The sequence below is a fragment of the Brevibacterium iodinum ATCC 49514 genome (genome assembly GCF_900169265.1).
GTDB lineage: Bacteria > Actinomycetota > Actinomycetes > Actinomycetales > Brevibacteriaceae > Brevibacterium > Brevibacterium iodinum.
In genome coordinates this window covers 79,285-93,777 of sequence record NZ_FXYX01000010.1, presented here as the reverse complement: position 1 = coordinate 93,777, position 14,493 = coordinate 79,285, and the positions used below count along the sequence as shown (strand labels likewise).

The window sequence follows — 14,493 nt, the reverse complement described above, 5'->3', positions numbered from 1 at the left end:
GAATCTGAACTCAATTTCAAATACGATGATGATTCGGGTTTCACGGACCGCGCGTGACCCGTCGCACCCACCGAAAGGCAGACAATGACGACTCCCATCAGGCCCACGACCATCGCCGACCTTGAATCGCTCGTCGGTGAGGAACTCGGTCCGACCAGCTGGCACACGCTGATCCAGAACGACATCAACTCATTCGCCGACCTGACGAACGACCACCAGTGGATCCACGTCGATGAGGAACGTGCTGCCGCTGGTCCCTTCGGCGGCACGATCGGTCATGGACTGTTCACCCTGTCGCTGGGGCCGGGGTTCATGGAGGAGCTCATGGCGTTCGACGGATTCGCGCACAGTCTCAACTACGGCTACGGCAAGGTGCGATTCCCGCAGCCTCGACCAGTGGGTTCAAAGGTGCGCATGCGGGCGACGGTCTCAGCCGTCGATGCACGCGGCACCGGGTCCGCACAGGTGACCACCACTCAGATCTTCGAAGCCGAGGGGATCGAGAAGCCGATCTGCGTCGCCGAATCGATCGGCTACTTCACCGAACACGACGCAGACATCTGAACAAGGGAGTTTCCATGGACATGTCGACACTGTTTGCGCTGAAAGGGCGCAGTGCGCTGATCACCGGCGGCTCGCGCGGAATCGGCCGGATGATCGCCGAGGGATTCGTGCAGTCGGGCGTGCGCGTCTACATCACCGCCCGCAAGTCCGAGGCCTGTGACGCGACCGCCGCCGAACTGTCCGAACAGGGGACCTGCGTGTCCCTGCCCGGAGACATTTCGACGAAAGAGGGACTCGCCTCGGTGGTGGCCCGGCTCCGTGAGCACGAGACGAGTCTGGACATCCTCGTCAACAACGCCGGTGCCGCCTGGGGTGCGCCGTTCGACGAGTTCCCGGAGGACGGGTGGGACAAGGTCATGGACCTCAACCTCAAGGCGATGTTCTTCCTCACACAGGCACTTGCGCCCGACCTGCGGGCCGCCGCGGCCTCGGGGAGCCACCTCGCCAAGGTCATCAACGTCGCCTCCATCGACGGTATCCGACCCAATCCGCTTGAGACCTACAGCTACCACGCGTCCAAGGCCGGGGTGATCCACCTGACCAAACGCTTGGCCTCCCGGCTGGCCCCGGACGGAGTGATCGTCAGCGGCATCGCTCCCGGGGCCTTCGGCACGAAGATGAACAAGGACGCTCGCGATCACGGCGACGAGGTGAAGACGAAGATCCCGGCAGGACGAATCGGCACCAGTGAGGACATGGCCGGAGTCGCGGCCTATCTCGCCTCCCGGGCCGGCGACTACGTCGTGGGAGAGACGATCGCCGTCGACGGCGGTGTCGTCGCCTCGTCTCCTCTCTGACGTCCTCGACGACCGCCCTGACAGCATCACCCACGTGGCGAACCCAAACGAAAGGACCCCCGACCATCATGAGAGCAATGCAGCTGAGAGCCACCGACGGCCCCGGCTCCCTCGAACTGCGCGACGTCGAGACTCCGACACCCGGGCCTGGCGAGGTCCTCATCGACGTCGCCTATGCCGGCGTGACCTTCCCCGAACTGCTCCAATCTCGCGGGCAGTACCAGATGCAGCCGCCGCTGCCCTACACAGTGGGGTCGGAGATCTCCGGAGCCGTGCGTGAGCTGGGCGAAGGCGTCACCGGTCTCAGCGTCGGCGACCGCGTCGTCGGGGTGGCGAACACGGGGGCCTACGCGGAGTCCATCGCCGTCCCGGCCGCCAGCGTCCTCCCGCTTCCGGAGTCCGTATCGCTGACCGCAGGAGCAGGAATGCCGATGAACCTCCTGACCGCGGACTTCGCGCTGCGCGTGCGCGGGAGACTCGAACCGGGTCAGACGGTCCTCGTCCACGGCGCCGCAGGCGGACTCGGCAGCGCCCTCGTCCAGGTCGCCCGCGCCTACGGCGGAGAAGTCGTGGGCGTGGTCTCGACCGAGGAGAAGGCGGAGACGGTGCGCAGCCTCGGCGCTTCTCATGTGGTCTTGGCCGAAAGGTTCAAAGACACGGTCAAGGACCTGCTCCCTGGCGGTGTCGACCTCGTCGCCGACCCGGTCGGCGGTGACCGGTTCACCGATTCCCTGCGCACACTGAAGACCTTCGGCACTCTTCTGGTCCTCGGATTCACCGCAGGATCCATCCCCGAAGTCAAGGTCAACCGTCTGCTGTTGAACAACATCTCCGTGGCCGGAGTGGGGTGGGGCGCGGCACTGGCCGGACGACCGGAGATGGTCGCCACCCAGTGGGACACGCTGTGGCCGCATCTGAGTTCAGGGGCACTCGATCCCGTCATTCACAGCGTGCTCCCGTTGGAAAGGGCGCAGGAGGCCCTCGAGCTCATCGACTCCCGATCCGTGCGCGGCAAGGTCGTCCTCGAAGTCAGAGGAGAGACCGGCGGCGCCGGTGCCCATGATCACCAGAGCTGACACCGCATACACCCCCTCACCGAGAAAGCAGGAACTATGGACTTCGCACCAGATGAGACGACCCGCGACTACCAATCCAGACTCAACGCCTTCATGGACGACTTCGTCTACCCCGCGGAACCGGTCTACCACCGGCAACGGGCCGAGGCTGGGGACCCGAACTTCCACCCGCCCGTCCTCGAAGACCTCAAGCGTGAGGCTCGATCCCAAGGACTGTGGAACCTGTTTCTGCCGTACGACGAATGGGGAGCAGGACTGACGAACCTTCAGTACGCGCACCTTGCCGAAATCACAGGACGCAGTGCGGAGATCGCCCCCGAGGCCATCAACTGCAACGCACCCGATACCGGGAATATGGAGGTCCTTGCGCTCTTCGGGACCGACGAACACAAGGAGAAGTGGCTCAAACCGCTGCTCAACGGTGAGATCGCCTCAGCGTTCTGCATGACCGAACCGGCGGTGGCGAGCTCCGATGCGACGAACATCGAGATGAGCATCGCCTCCGACGGAGACGACTATGTGCTCAACGGGCGGAAATGGTTCGCCTCGAACGCTCTGCACGCCAACTGTCAGGTCTTCATCGTCATGGGCAAGACCGACCCGAACGCCGAGGCCCACCGACAGCAGTCGATGCTCGTCGTCCCCAAAGACACTCCGGGCATCACCGTGGTCCGGGGACTGCCGGTGTTCGGCTACCTCGACCGGGAAGGCCACGCAGAGATCATCTTCGACGATGTGCGAGTGCCGAAGACTGCGCTGCTGTCCGGCGAGGGCGACGGATTCGCCATCAGCCAAGCCCGGCTGGGTCCGGGCCGCATCCACCACTGCATGCGCTCGATCGGGATGGCCGAACGGGCACTCGACCTGCTCATCGATCGTGCCCAGGAACGAGTCACCTTCGGTCAGCCGCTGGCAGATCGGGCGAACATCCAGGATTGGATCGCCGAGGCACGCGTCGAGATCGAAGCCACCCGCCTCCTCGTGCTCAAGGCTGCGTGGATGATGGACACCGTCGGCAACAAGGAAGCGGCCACGGAGATCGCGGCCATCAAGGTCAAGGCCCCGAACATGGCGCTGACGATCATCGACCGGGCGATCCAGGTCCACGGCGGCGGTGGGGTCACCGACGATTTTCCGTTGGCCAGCTTCTACGCCCATCAGCGCACACTGCGTTTGGCCGATGGTCCCGACGAGGTGCACAAACGGTCGATCGCGCGGCGTGAACTGCGACGGAGGAAGAACGCACGGGAGTCCCGATGAGCGTCGAACTCGATCTGCCGAGCCTGGCGAGATGGATACGGGACGCTGGCGAGCCGGTGACCGGTTCGCTCCGCGGAGCCCGTGTGGGGCAGGGGCAGTCGAACCTCACCTACCGCATCGACGACGAGGCGGGGCGGTCGTGGATCGCCCGTCGTCCCCCGCTGGGGCACCTCCTCGCGTCGGCCCATGACGTGGCCCGGGAGCATCGGATCATCTCCGCACTCCAGGCAACCGGAGTGCCGGTCCCAGCCACCCTCGGTGTCTGTGAGGATCCCGCAGTCGCCGATGTCCCCGTGGTCATCATGGAACACGTCGAGGGAACCGTCATCGACGACGAGGAGGCCGCCCGAAAGCTCAGCACCGAGGCGCGCAGACGTCTCGGCCTCGAACTCGCTCGGACCCTGGCGAAGATCCACGCCGTCGACATCGACGCTGTCGGCTTGGGCGACCTGGCGTCTCGGAAGCCCTATGCGCCGAGGCAGCTGAAGAGGTGGAGCCGCCAACTCGAGGAGAGCCGGACCCAAGACCGCCCCGATCTCGACGCTCTCACGACGGTGCTGACCGAGCACCTGCCTGAGCCTGGCGAGATCACTCTGGTCCATGGTGACTTCCACATCCGTAACGTCATCATCGACAGCGCCACCGGTGACATCCGAGCAGTGCTCGATTGGGAACTGGCGACACTGGGTGACCCGCTGGCCGATGTGGGCAGCTCCTTGGCGTATTGGACGCAGGCCGGCGAGGTGCCCGACGGCGCCCCGACTGCAGTGGACGGATTCCCGACCCGCGACGAGATCTCTGCCGAATACCTGGCTGTCTCGGGTCGCAACAAGCGAACGCTCGGCTTCTGGCACACACTGGGGCTGTGGAAGATCGCGATCATCGCCGAAGGCGTCCGTCGCCGCGTCGCGGACAACCCTGCGAACGCCGCTGCCCACGGCGTGCCCACGGCCCGCGACGTCCAGGCGATCATCGATCAGGGATGGGCTGTTGCGCGGGAGAGCGGGCTGACCTCATGAGCTTGCACTCTGCCCGTGCCCGAGAAATGGATTGTAGGATTGGCTGCCATGTCGACGACCGAAGGCTCAGCTGAGGATCTCCCCACGCTCGTGGATACCGCGCTCCTGCGCGATCTCCCGACGACCACGAGGGGAACCCGCACTCGGGCGGCTCTGGTCGCCGCCGCCCGAGTCGTGTTCGAACGTGATGGCTTCATCGATTCCCGGCTGACCGACATCACCAAAGAGGCCAAGTGCTCCACGGGCACGTTCTACACCTACTTCGACAGCAAGGAGCAGGCTTTCGCTGCTGTGCTCAGCGAAGCCCAGGAGGACATGCTCCACCCGGGCCCGCCGCACAGCGGCGACGAAGTGCGTACCGTCATCGAGCAGCTGCGAGCCGGACACCGTGCCTACATCGAGTCGTATAAGCGCAACGCGAAGCTGATGCTCCTGCTCGAACAGGTCGCCGCGATCGACGCGAACTTCCGTCGACTGCGCCTCGACCGGGCGCGGGCCTTCTCCAGACGCAACTGCCGGTGGATCCGAAAGCTTCAGGACGAAGAGTATGTCGACCCGAGTCTCGACCCCCTCATGTCCGCCCGGGCGCTGTCAGCGATGGTCGGGCGGATGGCGTACTTCAAATATGCGGTCGAGGAACCGGACTGGGGCAGCGACGAACTGCTCGTGGAGACCGCGACCAAACTGTGGGTCAACGCGCTGGGCATCCCCACTGACGGTTCACGTCGCAAATAGCAGTCTCCGGGCCGCCGGGGGCTCAGCATTGACCTGTGTCCAATGACCGGGACCGAGAATCAATGGATCTCAATCAACGAGGAGGCTGACCCATGACAGCATCAACGACTTCCCAGCCCTTCAGCGGTGCCCCGTTCGACAACGCCTCGGTGGCCGCGCGCTTGGCAGAGCTGCCGGAGACCGCCGACGCCGAGGCGCTGACGGTGACCACCGACCAAGGGGAGTTCGCCGCTTTCCGGGCGACGCCGACGCACCCGGAACCCGACCTCGGTGAGGCGATCCTTCTGCACGGGTGGCCGGAATACGCTTCCTGCTGGGAGAGGACTGCTGACCTGCTCCTCGCACAGGGGATGGGGGTGTTCGCCTATGACCAACGAGGATATTCGCCAGGAGTGCGCCCCGAATCGGTGGGGGAGTACGCAATTGCGCGCCTGGTCGCCGACCTTGACGACGTCTCCCGCGCGGCGGGGCTCGAACGATTCCACCTCGTCGGTCATGATTGGGGCGGGCTGGTCGCTTGGCCCTTTGCCGCGAACCACCCGCAGCGCCTGCACACCTGCACCATCGTGTCGACTCCACATCCCAGAGCACTGGGTAAACAGCTGAAGACGGACGACGACCAGTACGAACGCATGGGCTATATGCGGTCGATCCAAGACCACCCGGAAGGAGTGGCTCGAACGTTGCTGCGCGATGACGGGAAGAGACTGGTCGATCTCTACGGCGGAGCCGTCCCCGACGACCTCGCAGCCTCCTATGTTGCTCGATTCAGTGAGCCAGGGGCTTTTCTGTCCGTGCTCAAGTACTACCAAGCGATGGACGGCAGCGATCGGACGCCGAGCACTCCCATCACGGTGCCCACGAGCTTCATCTGGGGCAGCGAGGATATTGCCTTTTCCCGCGCAACCGCAGAGCTCAGCGCTCGCTACGTCGAGGGTCCTTATCGTTTCGTCCCGCTTGAAGGGGCCTCCCACTGGCTGCCGGAATCGCATCCGGAGGACATTGCGGCCACGGTGATCGAAATGGCTCGAGAATCTGCCGATTGACTGCGTTTCGTGGCCGAAGTGGACCTGGAGATGGCGTCCCGACTGCACAGCTGTCCCGACTACACAGGCGCCTCGGCGAGGGGAGACGAAACACCACGGGTGCCGGCATCCTCACGATGAGGACGACGGCACCCGTGGTGGTGTTTCGGGGCTGTCCGAAGGTCAGCTGACGGCGACCTTCTCCTTTTCGCCTTCGGCGCGAGCAGCCGGGGCTGACGACTCCGCGGGCGCACCGTGAGCATCCGGTTCGAGCGAGAGCTCATCGAAGGGGTTCTCACCCGACAGGGTGGCGCGGGCCTGGTCCATGTCGATCTCGCCGATCCACTTGCCGATGAGCAGCGTGGCCACGGCGTTGCCGGTGAAGTTCGTCAGCGCACGGCACTCGGACATGAACTTGTCGATGCCGACGATGACGCCCATGCCGTCGAGCAGCTCGGGACGGTGCGACTGCAGACCCGCGGCCAGGGTGGCCAGGCCCGCACCGGTGACTCCGGCGGCGCCCTTCGACGCGATGATCATGAACACGAGCAGCGAGATCTGCTCGGGAATCGACATCGGCATGCCCATGGCCGAGGACACGAACAGCGAGGCCATAGTCAGGTAGATGGCGGTGCCGTCGAGGTTGAACGAGTAGCCGGTGGGCACGGTGATGCCGACGACCGGCTTCGAGACACCGGCGTGCTCCATCTTCGCGATCAGGCGCGGCAGGGCCGACTCGGACGACGAGGTGGAGAAGATGAGCAGGAACTCACGGGCCAGGTACTTCAGCAGCAGGAAGATGTTCAGGCCGGTGACGATCTTGAGCAGACCGCCGAGGACGATGACGATGAACAGTGCACAGGTGAGGTAGAAGGCGCCCATGAGGGTCGCCATCGCACCGATCGCGGCCCAGCCGGTCTTGCCGACGACCGCGGCGATCGCACCGAAGGCACCGACCGGAGCGGCCCACATGATCATCATCATGAGCTTGAAGACCACAGCCTGGATGTGCTTGATTCCGGTGAGCACGGGCTCGCCGGCCTTGCCCATCGACTGCAGGGCGAAGCCGACGAGGAGTGCGAGCACGAGGGTCGGCAGGACCGGGATGTCACCGGGGATGAGGCTCATGAGGAAGCCGACCATGCCGCCTTCCTCACCGCCGGAGGCTTCCTCGTACGGCTGGAGGTGGAGTCCGTCGCCGGGGTGGATGAAGTTGCCGACGACGAGGCCGATGACCAGGGCGAAGGTCGCCATGACCAGGAAGTAGACGAGGGCGAGTCCGCCGACCTTACCGACGGTGGCCGCCTTCGCCACGGAGCCGACGCCGAGGACGATGGTGCAGAAGATGACCGGGGCGATGATCATCTTGATGAGCGCGACGAAGGCCTTGCCCAGCGGTTCGAGTGCGATTCCCGCCTCCGGGGCGATGAGCCCGATGGCCGCACCGGCGAACACGGCGACGATGACCATGATGTAGAGCCAGTGGGTGCGATCCTTCTTCCGCTGCGGGGCGCCCGGTTCAGGAGCGTTCGCTGCGGCGGCGATCCCCTTGTCGAAGGAGCCGCCCTTCTGCTGTGGCGACATTGCCATGATTCCTCCAAATGCTGTTCGCAACCTCACCCGTCGGTGGATGGGATTGCGCGCGACTGCTGGCCGCGGTGGTGATGTACCCGACAACTGTGCCAGCCGATGTGATCGGTGTCTCGGTTGCGTTCATAGTGTTCACAGGAGGAGTGAGACGCGCCGAGGCAGGAGTATGGCCAGGGAGGACGGGTCGGCGAAGGTCGGGCCGGCGAGAGTCAGGCCTGCGGCTCCTCCGCGTGCTGGTGATCGGCATCGGCACGCGGTGCCCGCTGCTCGAGGGCCTTGAGGCCGATGGGGCAGGTGATGGTGAGCTTGAGGCGTCGGCTCTTCGCGTCTTCGACAGCGCGCCGCATGAGCTCTCGGCGGTGCTGATCCGCCTGCATAGGCTCGATAGCTTCGCAGTAGATGAACATGACCTCATTGGCATCAGGCTCGAGTTTGTAATGGAGCGCGGCCACGAGTCTGCCGGGAAGGTAGAGGTCGTACTTCGAGGATTCCTGGTTGTTGAGCATCGTGTACATAGTGGTCTCCTGGAGTAGGTCGGTCAGAATGGTCGGTGCCACCAGTCGCTGGGCGACAGAGCCGCCGCCGATGCTGGGTCTCGCAGGTCATGGAGGAAAGCTTGCGCCCAGCGGCGGACGTCGAAGGCGGCGACAGTGTCGGCCATCGCATCCATGCGACTCCGGGCCTCGTCTTCGCTGAGCGTGGCCGCGTGATGGATGGCCGCCTTCAGGCCGGCCCGATCATAGGGATTGACGATGATGGCTTGGTCGAGTTCTTCGGCGGCTCCTGCGAATTTGGAGAGGACGAGTGCACCGCCCCTGCCTCGGCGGGCAGTGGCGAATTCTTTGGCCACGAGGTTCATCCCGTCCCGCAGGGAGGTGACGAGCAGGATGTCGGCGGCCAGGTACAGGGCGACGGCTTCCTCTGTCGAATGTGAGTGGTGGGAGTAGTGGATGACATCGCCGCCGAGAGTGGAGAACCTCCCATTGATGCGCCCGACCGTATGTTCGACCTCGTCGCGCAGGTCCTGGTAGGCGCGCACGCCTTCGCGAGAGGGGACTGCGATCTGCGCGAGACAGGTTCCCTGCGCATCGAGCAGTCCGTCGTCGATCAGCTCCTCGAAAGCCCACAGCCGGTGCAGGATTCCCTTCGAATAGTCGAGGCGATCCACCCCGATCATGAGGGTGGCGGGGTCGCCCAGGTCACGGCGAAAGCATCGGGCCATCTCCTGTACCGCCGGGGATTCGGTCGCGGCCCGGATCTCCTCGACGTCGATCGAGATCGGGTACGAGCCGACGCGGCCGCGAAGTTCCTCGGGATCCATGCCCAGCAGCTTCTGCATAGCCTGGCGGGCCTTAGCGGCATCGGCCTCTCGCTGGAGACCGATGACATCGGCCCCGAGCAGGCCGCGGAGGATCTCGTCACGCCAGGGCAGCTGGGCCATCTGCTCGACGGGAGGGAACGGAATATGGCAGAAGTATCCGATCCGGATGTCCGGTCGTTGAGCGCGGATCATCGCCGGTACGAGCTGGAGGTGGTAATCGTGTACCCAGACTGTCGCCCCAGTCTCGGCGGCCTCGACCGCGGCCTGTGCGAATCGGGCGTTGACTTCCCGATAGGCCCGCCACCATGAGCGGTGGTACTGCGGCGCGACGATGAGGTCGTGGTGCAGCGGCCATAGAGTAGCGTTGCAGAATCCCTCATAGTACTGCTGATGTTCGTCATGGCTGAGCGAGACGGGGACGAGGCTCATCCCGTCGAAGTCGAAGGGCTCGAGGCTGTCGTCATGTGTGTTCGCCCAGCCGACCCAGGCTCCGGCTTGCTCGCGCACCACGGGAGCCACGGCTGAGACCAGCCCGCCGGGCGAGGCTTCCCACGCCCCGTCGATGCGGTCGACGGGGAGGCGATTGGCTACCACGACGAAAGCATGGCGGTCAGTTCCCATCATCTTCTCTTCTTCTCGTGCCGCCGGGACGGATCGTACCGGCACGCCGACTTCTGGGGCATGAGATCTGAAAGCATGGCCGAAGGGCGGAGGCGGACAATGCCTCCGCCCTCCAGCCGCGTCCCTCAGTCCTCCGGTGAGTCCTTGAGCGAGTCCTTGACGCCCTTCAGCGAGTCCTTGGTGTCGTCGCCGACCTGCTTGATCTTGCCCTTGGCCGCGTCCGTCCTGCCTTCGGCTTCGAGGCCTTTGTCGTCGGTGACCTTGCCTGCAGCGGTCTTCGCTTTGCCCTTGAGCTCTTCAGCCTTGTCAGAGACCTTGTCGGTCTTGTCGTGAGAATCCATGATTCGTCCTTTCGTAGAGATCGGTGTGGACGTACTGCTCTGTCGAGCGCTATTCATGTTTACGGCGTAATCAACCTAGCAGACCGGGCTTTCGCTCCGCAACAGATCGGGCGACTCGGACGCATCAGAACTCTGCGGTGCCGCTTCGGCAGTACCTGAGGTTTGAGGGCTTACCCTTGTGCGGCGAGGTCAGCGTAGGGTGATAGCTTATTCATTCATGAGATGTTTACACTGTAATCGTCCTTCGGAAATACCTCTCGCTTCGTCAGGTGCAACGCGTAGAATGTCGCAAGACGCCTCCCCAGCCGCGACTTCTCAGACGAGGGAAAGAGGGTGCAAGTGGTTCAGCAGCGACTCGACCGGAGCCAGATCGTGGAATCAGCTATCGCCTTCGTTGATGCCTGCGGTCTCGGCGAGCTCACGATGCGCCGCCTCGGAACGGTATTGGGAGTAGAGGCCATGGCGCTGTATCGCCACATTTCCGGACGTGCGGATCTTCTCGAAGCCATGGTCGACGAGCTCATCGACGGTCTCTTCGACGACGAACTCATGACCGAGGACGCTCACTCCTGGGAAGAGTACCTGCAGCGAGTGGCCAATGCCACGCGCAAGCTCGCCATCGGCCACCCGCGGATCTTCCCGCTCATCGCCACTCAACCGCCCGCGGCTCCCTGGCTTCGACCGCCGCTGCGCAGCGTGCGCTGGGTCGAGGAATTCCTGTCGTCGCTGCAGCGCTTCGGCTTCTCTGACAGGGACGCCGTGGCTGCGTACAAGTCATTCACGAGCTTCCTCGTCGGAGCGCTCCTCCTCCATGCCGCCTCTCTGACCCCGGAAGCCATCGGGGACGAAGACGGTGAAGCGTCATCGGAGACGGATCTGGGGCAGTACCCGACGGTCCAGCGTCTCCAGGATCTTCTGAGGGAAGACCATACGCAGCGCGAATTCGACGATGCGCTCGATGACCTCATCGAGCGCATCCGCACGAGCAGAGACAAGTAGATCTTCCCCTCTGGCTGTTCCCGATCCACGCTGCGGGGCGTGAGCTGTGGCGTGCCTGCGCCCTCACGGATAGTCTTGGCTCAGTGACGATCCGATTACAAAGGAGCAGGATATGAAACTCAGCACCGCACTTCTGCGCGCAGTTCCCGGCGCATTCATCCTCAATTCGGGCATCGGCAAGCTCGGTCTCGACGAGGAATCCGCGGCCGGACTCCAGCAGATGGCCGCCAACGGTGTGCCCATGGTCGAGAACATGACCCCCGCCCAGTTCGGGAAGTTCCTGTCCTACGGTGAGATCGCCGTCGGCTCCGCCCTGCTGCTGCCGTTCGTGCCTACCCGCATCGCCGGTGCCGCGCTGACGACCTTCGCCGCCGGCCTCGTCGCGAACTACTTCTCCATCGATTCGATGACCAAGGACGACGGCATCCGCCCGTCCGAGGACGGCACCGCAGTGGCCAAGGACACTTGGCTGGCCGCAATCGGCTTGGCCCTCCTCATCTCCGGCGGCAGCAAGAAGAAAAAGAAGAGCGTTAAGAAGTAATGGCGTCCCTCCCGGCCCCTCCACGGCGGGGCCGGGGGCGATTCCGGGCTCGCCGAGGCGGAACCCTGGCAAGGCGACTCTTCCTCGTCCAGCTCGTCCTCATCGTCATGGTCTGCACCGCCCTGTCGGTGACGAGCTACGTGACGACGCTGAACAACATTCGGCACGCTGCCGGCGAACGGGTGCTGTCCATCGCCGAGACGCTGGCCCACGATCCCTTTGTCACCGAGGCTGTGACCGGGGACGATCCCTCCGCTCGGTTGCAGCCATATGCACTGACCGTCATCGATTTCGCCGAGGTGGATTTCGTGACGATCATGGACCGCGACGGTACCCGCTACACCCACCCCGACCCAGATCAGCTGGGCAAGACCTACCTCGGGAGCACTGCAAAAGCCCGGGCAGGGCAGACCCAGACTGAAGAGTACGTGGGCACGCTCGGGCCTTCGGTGCGCGCGATCGTGCCTATCACGGACGCCGATGGCGAGGTCACTGCCATGGTCGCCGTCGGCGTGACTCTCGAGACCCTGTCGGTCGCGCAGGCGGCCTCCCTGCCGCAGATCATCCTCGTCGGCCTGGCCGCGCTCGCCCTCGGCGGACTCGGCTCCTGGCTGCTCGCCCGCTACCTGCGCCGAGTCACCCTCGGCTACGGTCCCGAGGAGCTGCGTCGGCTGTTCGCGTTCTACGATTCGGCTCTGCATTCCCTGCGCGAAGGTCTCATCCTCGCCGACGATTCCGGTCGGCTCGTCCTCTACAACGATGAGGCCGCGTCCCTGCTCGGTCTGCCCAAGGTGGAGGAATCGACGCCGATCTCCCTCGCCGAGGTGGCCCTGCCCGAATCCGTCCGCGACCTTCTTGCGACCGGTCGGGTCGCGGTCGACGAAATCCACTTCACCGAGGATCGCGTCCTCGTCATCAGCCAGAAACAGGCGCGTCAGCCGCGCGGCGGGCGAGACGAGGGCGGAACGGTCGCGACCCTGCGCGATCGCACGGACATCCAGGAGCTCACCGGGGAGCTGGCGACGATGACCACTCTGTCCGAAGCCCTGCGCGCCCAGACCCACGAACATGCCAACCGTTTGCACACGGTCTCCACGCTCATCGAACTCGGTCGGGTGCAGGAGGCGCTGGACTTCACGGTCAAGGATGAGCAAGAATCACAGCGGCTGACGGATTCCTTCGTGGCCTCCCTCGACGAACCATTCATCACCGCGCTCATGATCGGCAAGGCCGCGCAGGCCAATGAGCGCGGCATCGAACTCACCGTCACGGCCACCGGCGAACTCCCTCCCGAACGACTCGACGCTCGCGACCTCGTCACCGTTGCCGGCAACCTCCTCGACAATGCCTTCGACGCGGTCGCGGACTCGGTTGAGAAGCATGTGTGGGCGGACTTCGTCGCCGCTGACGGGGAGCTCATCATCACCATCGCGGATTCCGGAGCCGGAGTTGTGGGGGAGGACGTCGATGCGCTCTTCCACCTCGGCGCCTCGGCGAAACCTGAGGTCGGGGGTGTGGGACGGCACGGATTCGGGCTCGTCTTGGTCAGACAGGCGGTGAGCCGCCTCGGCGGACATATCGATGTCGATTCCGATGGCGGTGCGATCTTCACGGTGACGCTTCCGCTGCGGGACATCGCCGCGGTCGGCGACTACGATTCTTCGGAGAACCACACCACTGATGGTGAGGATTCGAGTCAGGATCGGGCCGAAGGAGACTCACGTGAGCGATGATGCCGCGCTGCGGGTCCTCATCGTCGAAGACGACCCGACGACGGCGCAGGCGCATGCGGACTTCGTGGCCCGGATTCCTGGGTTCGAGGTCGGCGGAACGTGCCTGGGTGGGCACGAGGCGATCGAACGCTTCGACGAACTCGCCGCGGCCGGGACGCCAGTCGATATCGTCTTACTCGATATGAACCTCACGGATTCTCATGGCCTCGAGGTGGCGGGGCGGCTGAACTCGCGCGGTCAGGACGTCGACATCATCGCGATCACCGCGGTGCGGCACCTGCAGGTCATCCGGTCGGCGATCTCGTCGGGTATCACGCAATACCTCATCAAGCCATTCACCTTCGCGTCGTTCCGGGAGAAGCTGGAGAACCAGCGGGAGTTCCGGCGCGGACTCAGCGGATCGGGTTCGTTGGCGACTCAGGCTTCGGTGGACAATGCGCTCTCAGCTCTGCGGTCGGTGTCGTCGACGACCCTGCCCAAAGGGCTCATCGCCGAGACCTTGGAGGCAGTGTCTGCCTTCGTTCGCGATTCCGCAGTCCCGGTCTCCGCCACCGAGGTGGGGAGTCGGCTTGAACTGTCCAGGGTCACCGTCCGTCGGTACTTGGAGCACCTCGTCTCGACGAAGCAGGCGATCAAGCAACCTCGGCACGGGACTCCGGGGCGGCCCGAGTACGAGTATCGGTGGGTGTGAGGGGCCGTGTCAGTCCGGCTGAGGTGGCGCCCCGACGTCGTGCGCAGCCTGCACTATGTCTTCCAGGGGCGTGCGTCGATAGCGGCGAAGCTGCTGACTGAGAGCACACGGAGTGGTGTCCGGGACGCTGAAGAACCGGTTGTCCGCGCTCTACCGCAAGCTCGGCGTGCGCAGTCGCGC

General features: G+C 64.6%; 15 protein-coding genes. 11 read left to right on the top strand and 4 right to left on the bottom strand.

Annotated features, from left to right (window positions below; all coding sequences use genetic code 11):
- The first annotated feature begins 84 nt into the window (after positions 1 to 84).
- The 7 genes from BI49514_RS08915 to BI49514_RS08885 all read left to right on the top strand — a co-directional run bounded on the left by BI49514_RS08915 (position 85) and on the right by BI49514_RS08885 (position 6,497).
- The gene (locus tag BI49514_RS08915; protein WP_101546201.1) at positions 85 to 564 is read left to right on the top strand and encodes a MaoC family dehydratase; all 480 of its coding nucleotides are present in this window, start codon (positions 85 to 87) and stop codon (positions 562 to 564) included.
- Positions 565 to 578: 14 nt separating this feature from the next.
- Entirely contained in the window at positions 579 to 1,361 is a 783-nt protein-coding gene (locus BI49514_RS08910) for an SDR family oxidoreductase (protein ID WP_101546200.1), read from the top strand.
- 68 nt (positions 1,362 to 1,429) lie between these two features.
- On the top strand, positions 1,430 to 2,437 hold the full coding sequence (locus BI49514_RS08905; RefSeq protein ID WP_101546199.1) for an NADPH:quinone oxidoreductase family protein: 1,008 nt from the start codon (positions 1,430 to 1,432) through the stop codon (positions 2,435 to 2,437).
- Between the two features lie 36 nt (positions 2,438 to 2,473).
- Positions 2,474 to 3,697 (top strand): acyl-CoA dehydrogenase family protein, encoded by a 1,224-nt coding sequence (locus tag BI49514_RS08900; RefSeq protein WP_101546198.1) that lies wholly within the window; start codon positions 2,474 to 2,476, stop codon positions 3,695 to 3,697.
- A complete protein-coding gene (locus BI49514_RS08895) occupies positions 3,694 to 4,716 on the top strand; it encodes a phosphotransferase family protein (RefSeq protein ID WP_101546197.1) in 1,023 nt (340 codons plus the stop codon). Before BI49514_RS08900 ends, BI49514_RS08895 begins: the two co-directional genes overlap by 4 nt.
- 48 nt (positions 4,717 to 4,764) lie before the next feature.
- On the top strand, positions 4,765 to 5,451 hold the full coding sequence (locus tag BI49514_RS08890) for a TetR/AcrR family transcriptional regulator (RefSeq protein ID WP_101546196.1): 687 nt from the start codon (positions 4,765 to 4,767) through the stop codon (positions 5,449 to 5,451).
- Between the two features lie 92 nt (positions 5,452 to 5,543).
- Positions 5,544 to 6,497 carry an alpha/beta fold hydrolase gene (locus BI49514_RS08885; protein WP_101546195.1) on the top strand — a complete coding sequence of 318 codons (954 nt, stop codon included), beginning with the start codon at positions 5,544 to 5,546 and terminating at the stop codon, positions 6,495 to 6,497.
- Positions 6,498 to 6,659: 162 nt separating this feature from the next.
- On the opposite strand, the gene BI49514_RS08880 is transcribed toward BI49514_RS08885, so the two are convergent.
- The 4 genes from BI49514_RS08880 to BI49514_RS08865 form a co-directional block, all read right to left on the bottom strand.
- Entirely contained in the window at positions 6,660 to 7,946 is a 1,287-nt protein-coding gene (locus BI49514_RS08880) for a cation:dicarboxylate symporter family transporter (RefSeq protein WP_244195321.1), read from the bottom strand.
- A 329-nt stretch (positions 7,947 to 8,275) separates the two neighbouring features.
- Positions 8,276 to 8,581, bottom strand: coding sequence for a hypothetical protein (locus tag BI49514_RS08875; RefSeq protein ID WP_101546193.1), 306 nt, complete (start codon positions 8,579 to 8,581; stop codon positions 8,276 to 8,278).
- 23 nt (positions 8,582 to 8,604) lie between these two features.
- On the bottom strand, positions 8,605 to 10,008 hold the full coding sequence (locus BI49514_RS08870) for an alpha,alpha-trehalose-phosphate synthase (UDP-forming) (RefSeq protein WP_101546223.1): 1,404 nt from the start codon (positions 10,006 to 10,008) through the stop codon (positions 8,605 to 8,607).
- A 125-nt stretch (positions 10,009 to 10,133) separates the two neighbouring features.
- Positions 10,134 to 10,349 (bottom strand): CsbD family protein, encoded by a 216-nt coding sequence (locus BI49514_RS08865; protein WP_101546191.1) that lies wholly within the window; start codon positions 10,347 to 10,349, stop codon positions 10,134 to 10,136.
- Between the two features lie 372 nt (positions 10,350 to 10,721).
- Between BI49514_RS08865 and BI49514_RS08860 the strand changes: the two genes are divergently transcribed.
- The 4 genes from BI49514_RS08860 (at position 10,722) to BI49514_RS08845 (ending at position 14,313) form a co-directional block, all read left to right on the top strand.
- On the top strand, positions 10,722 to 11,348 hold the full coding sequence (locus tag BI49514_RS08860; protein WP_244194995.1) for a TetR/AcrR family transcriptional regulator: 627 nt from the start codon (positions 10,722 to 10,724) through the stop codon (positions 11,346 to 11,348).
- Positions 11,349 to 11,460: 112 nt separating this feature from the next.
- The gene (locus tag BI49514_RS08855; RefSeq protein WP_101546189.1) at positions 11,461 to 11,889 is read left to right on the top strand and encodes a hypothetical protein; all 429 of its coding nucleotides are present in this window, start codon (positions 11,461 to 11,463) and stop codon (positions 11,887 to 11,889) included.
- A complete protein-coding gene (locus BI49514_RS08850; RefSeq protein WP_101546187.1) occupies positions 11,889 to 13,622 on the top strand; it encodes a sensor histidine kinase in 1,734 nt (577 codons plus the stop codon). Before BI49514_RS08855 ends, BI49514_RS08850 begins: the two co-directional genes overlap by 1 nt.
- Entirely contained in the window at positions 13,570 to 14,313 is a 744-nt protein-coding gene (locus BI49514_RS08845) for a response regulator (RefSeq protein WP_101546185.1), read from the top strand. Before BI49514_RS08850 ends, BI49514_RS08845 begins: the two co-directional genes overlap by 53 nt.
- Positions 14,314 to 14,493: the final 180 nt, after the last annotated feature.

Bases quoted from the DNA above. Each gene is read 5' to 3' on its own strand.
- BI49514_RS08905 (WP_101546199.1), top strand. From the start codon at position 1,430: ATGAGAGCAATGCAGCTGAGAGCCACCGACGGCCCCGGCTCCCTCGAA.
- BI49514_RS08900 (WP_101546198.1), top strand. From the start codon at position 2,474: ATGGACTTCGCACCAGATGAGACGACCCGCGACTACCAATCCAGACTC.
- BI49514_RS08895 (WP_101546197.1), top strand. From the start codon at position 3,694: ATGAGCGTCGAACTCGATCTGCCGAGCCTGGCGAGATGGATACGGGAC.
- BI49514_RS08845 (WP_101546185.1), top strand. From the start codon at position 13,570: ATGGTGAGGATTCGAGTCAGGATCGGGCCGAAGGAGACTCACGTGAGC.
- BI49514_RS08865 (WP_101546191.1), bottom strand. From the start codon at position 10,349: ATGGATTCTCACGACAAGACCGACAAGGTCTCTGACAAGGCTGAAGAG.
- BI49514_RS08880 (WP_244195321.1), bottom strand. From the start codon at position 7,946: ATGGTCATCGTCGCCGTGTTCGCCGGTGCGGCCATCGGGCTCATCGCC.
- BI49514_RS08885 (WP_101546195.1), top strand. From the start codon at position 5,544: ATGACAGCATCAACGACTTCCCAGCCCTTCAGCGGTGCCCCGTTCGAC.
- BI49514_RS08855 (WP_101546189.1), top strand. From the start codon at position 11,461: ATGAAACTCAGCACCGCACTTCTGCGCGCAGTTCCCGGCGCATTCATC.
- BI49514_RS08850 (WP_101546187.1), top strand. From the start codon at position 11,889: ATGGCGTCCCTCCCGGCCCCTCCACGGCGGGGCCGGGGGCGATTCCGG.
- BI49514_RS08870 (WP_101546223.1), bottom strand. From the start codon at position 10,008: ATGGGAACTGACCGCCATGCTTTCGTCGTGGTAGCCAATCGCCTCCCC.
- BI49514_RS08890 (WP_101546196.1), top strand. From the start codon at position 4,765: ATGTCGACGACCGAAGGCTCAGCTGAGGATCTCCCCACGCTCGTGGAT.
- BI49514_RS08910 (WP_101546200.1), top strand. From the start codon at position 579: ATGGACATGTCGACACTGTTTGCGCTGAAAGGGCGCAGTGCGCTGATC.
- BI49514_RS08915 (WP_101546201.1), top strand. From the start codon at position 85: ATGACGACTCCCATCAGGCCCACGACCATCGCCGACCTTGAATCGCTC.
- BI49514_RS08875 (WP_101546193.1), bottom strand. From the start codon at position 8,581: ATGTACACGATGCTCAACAACCAGGAATCCTCGAAGTACGACCTCTAC.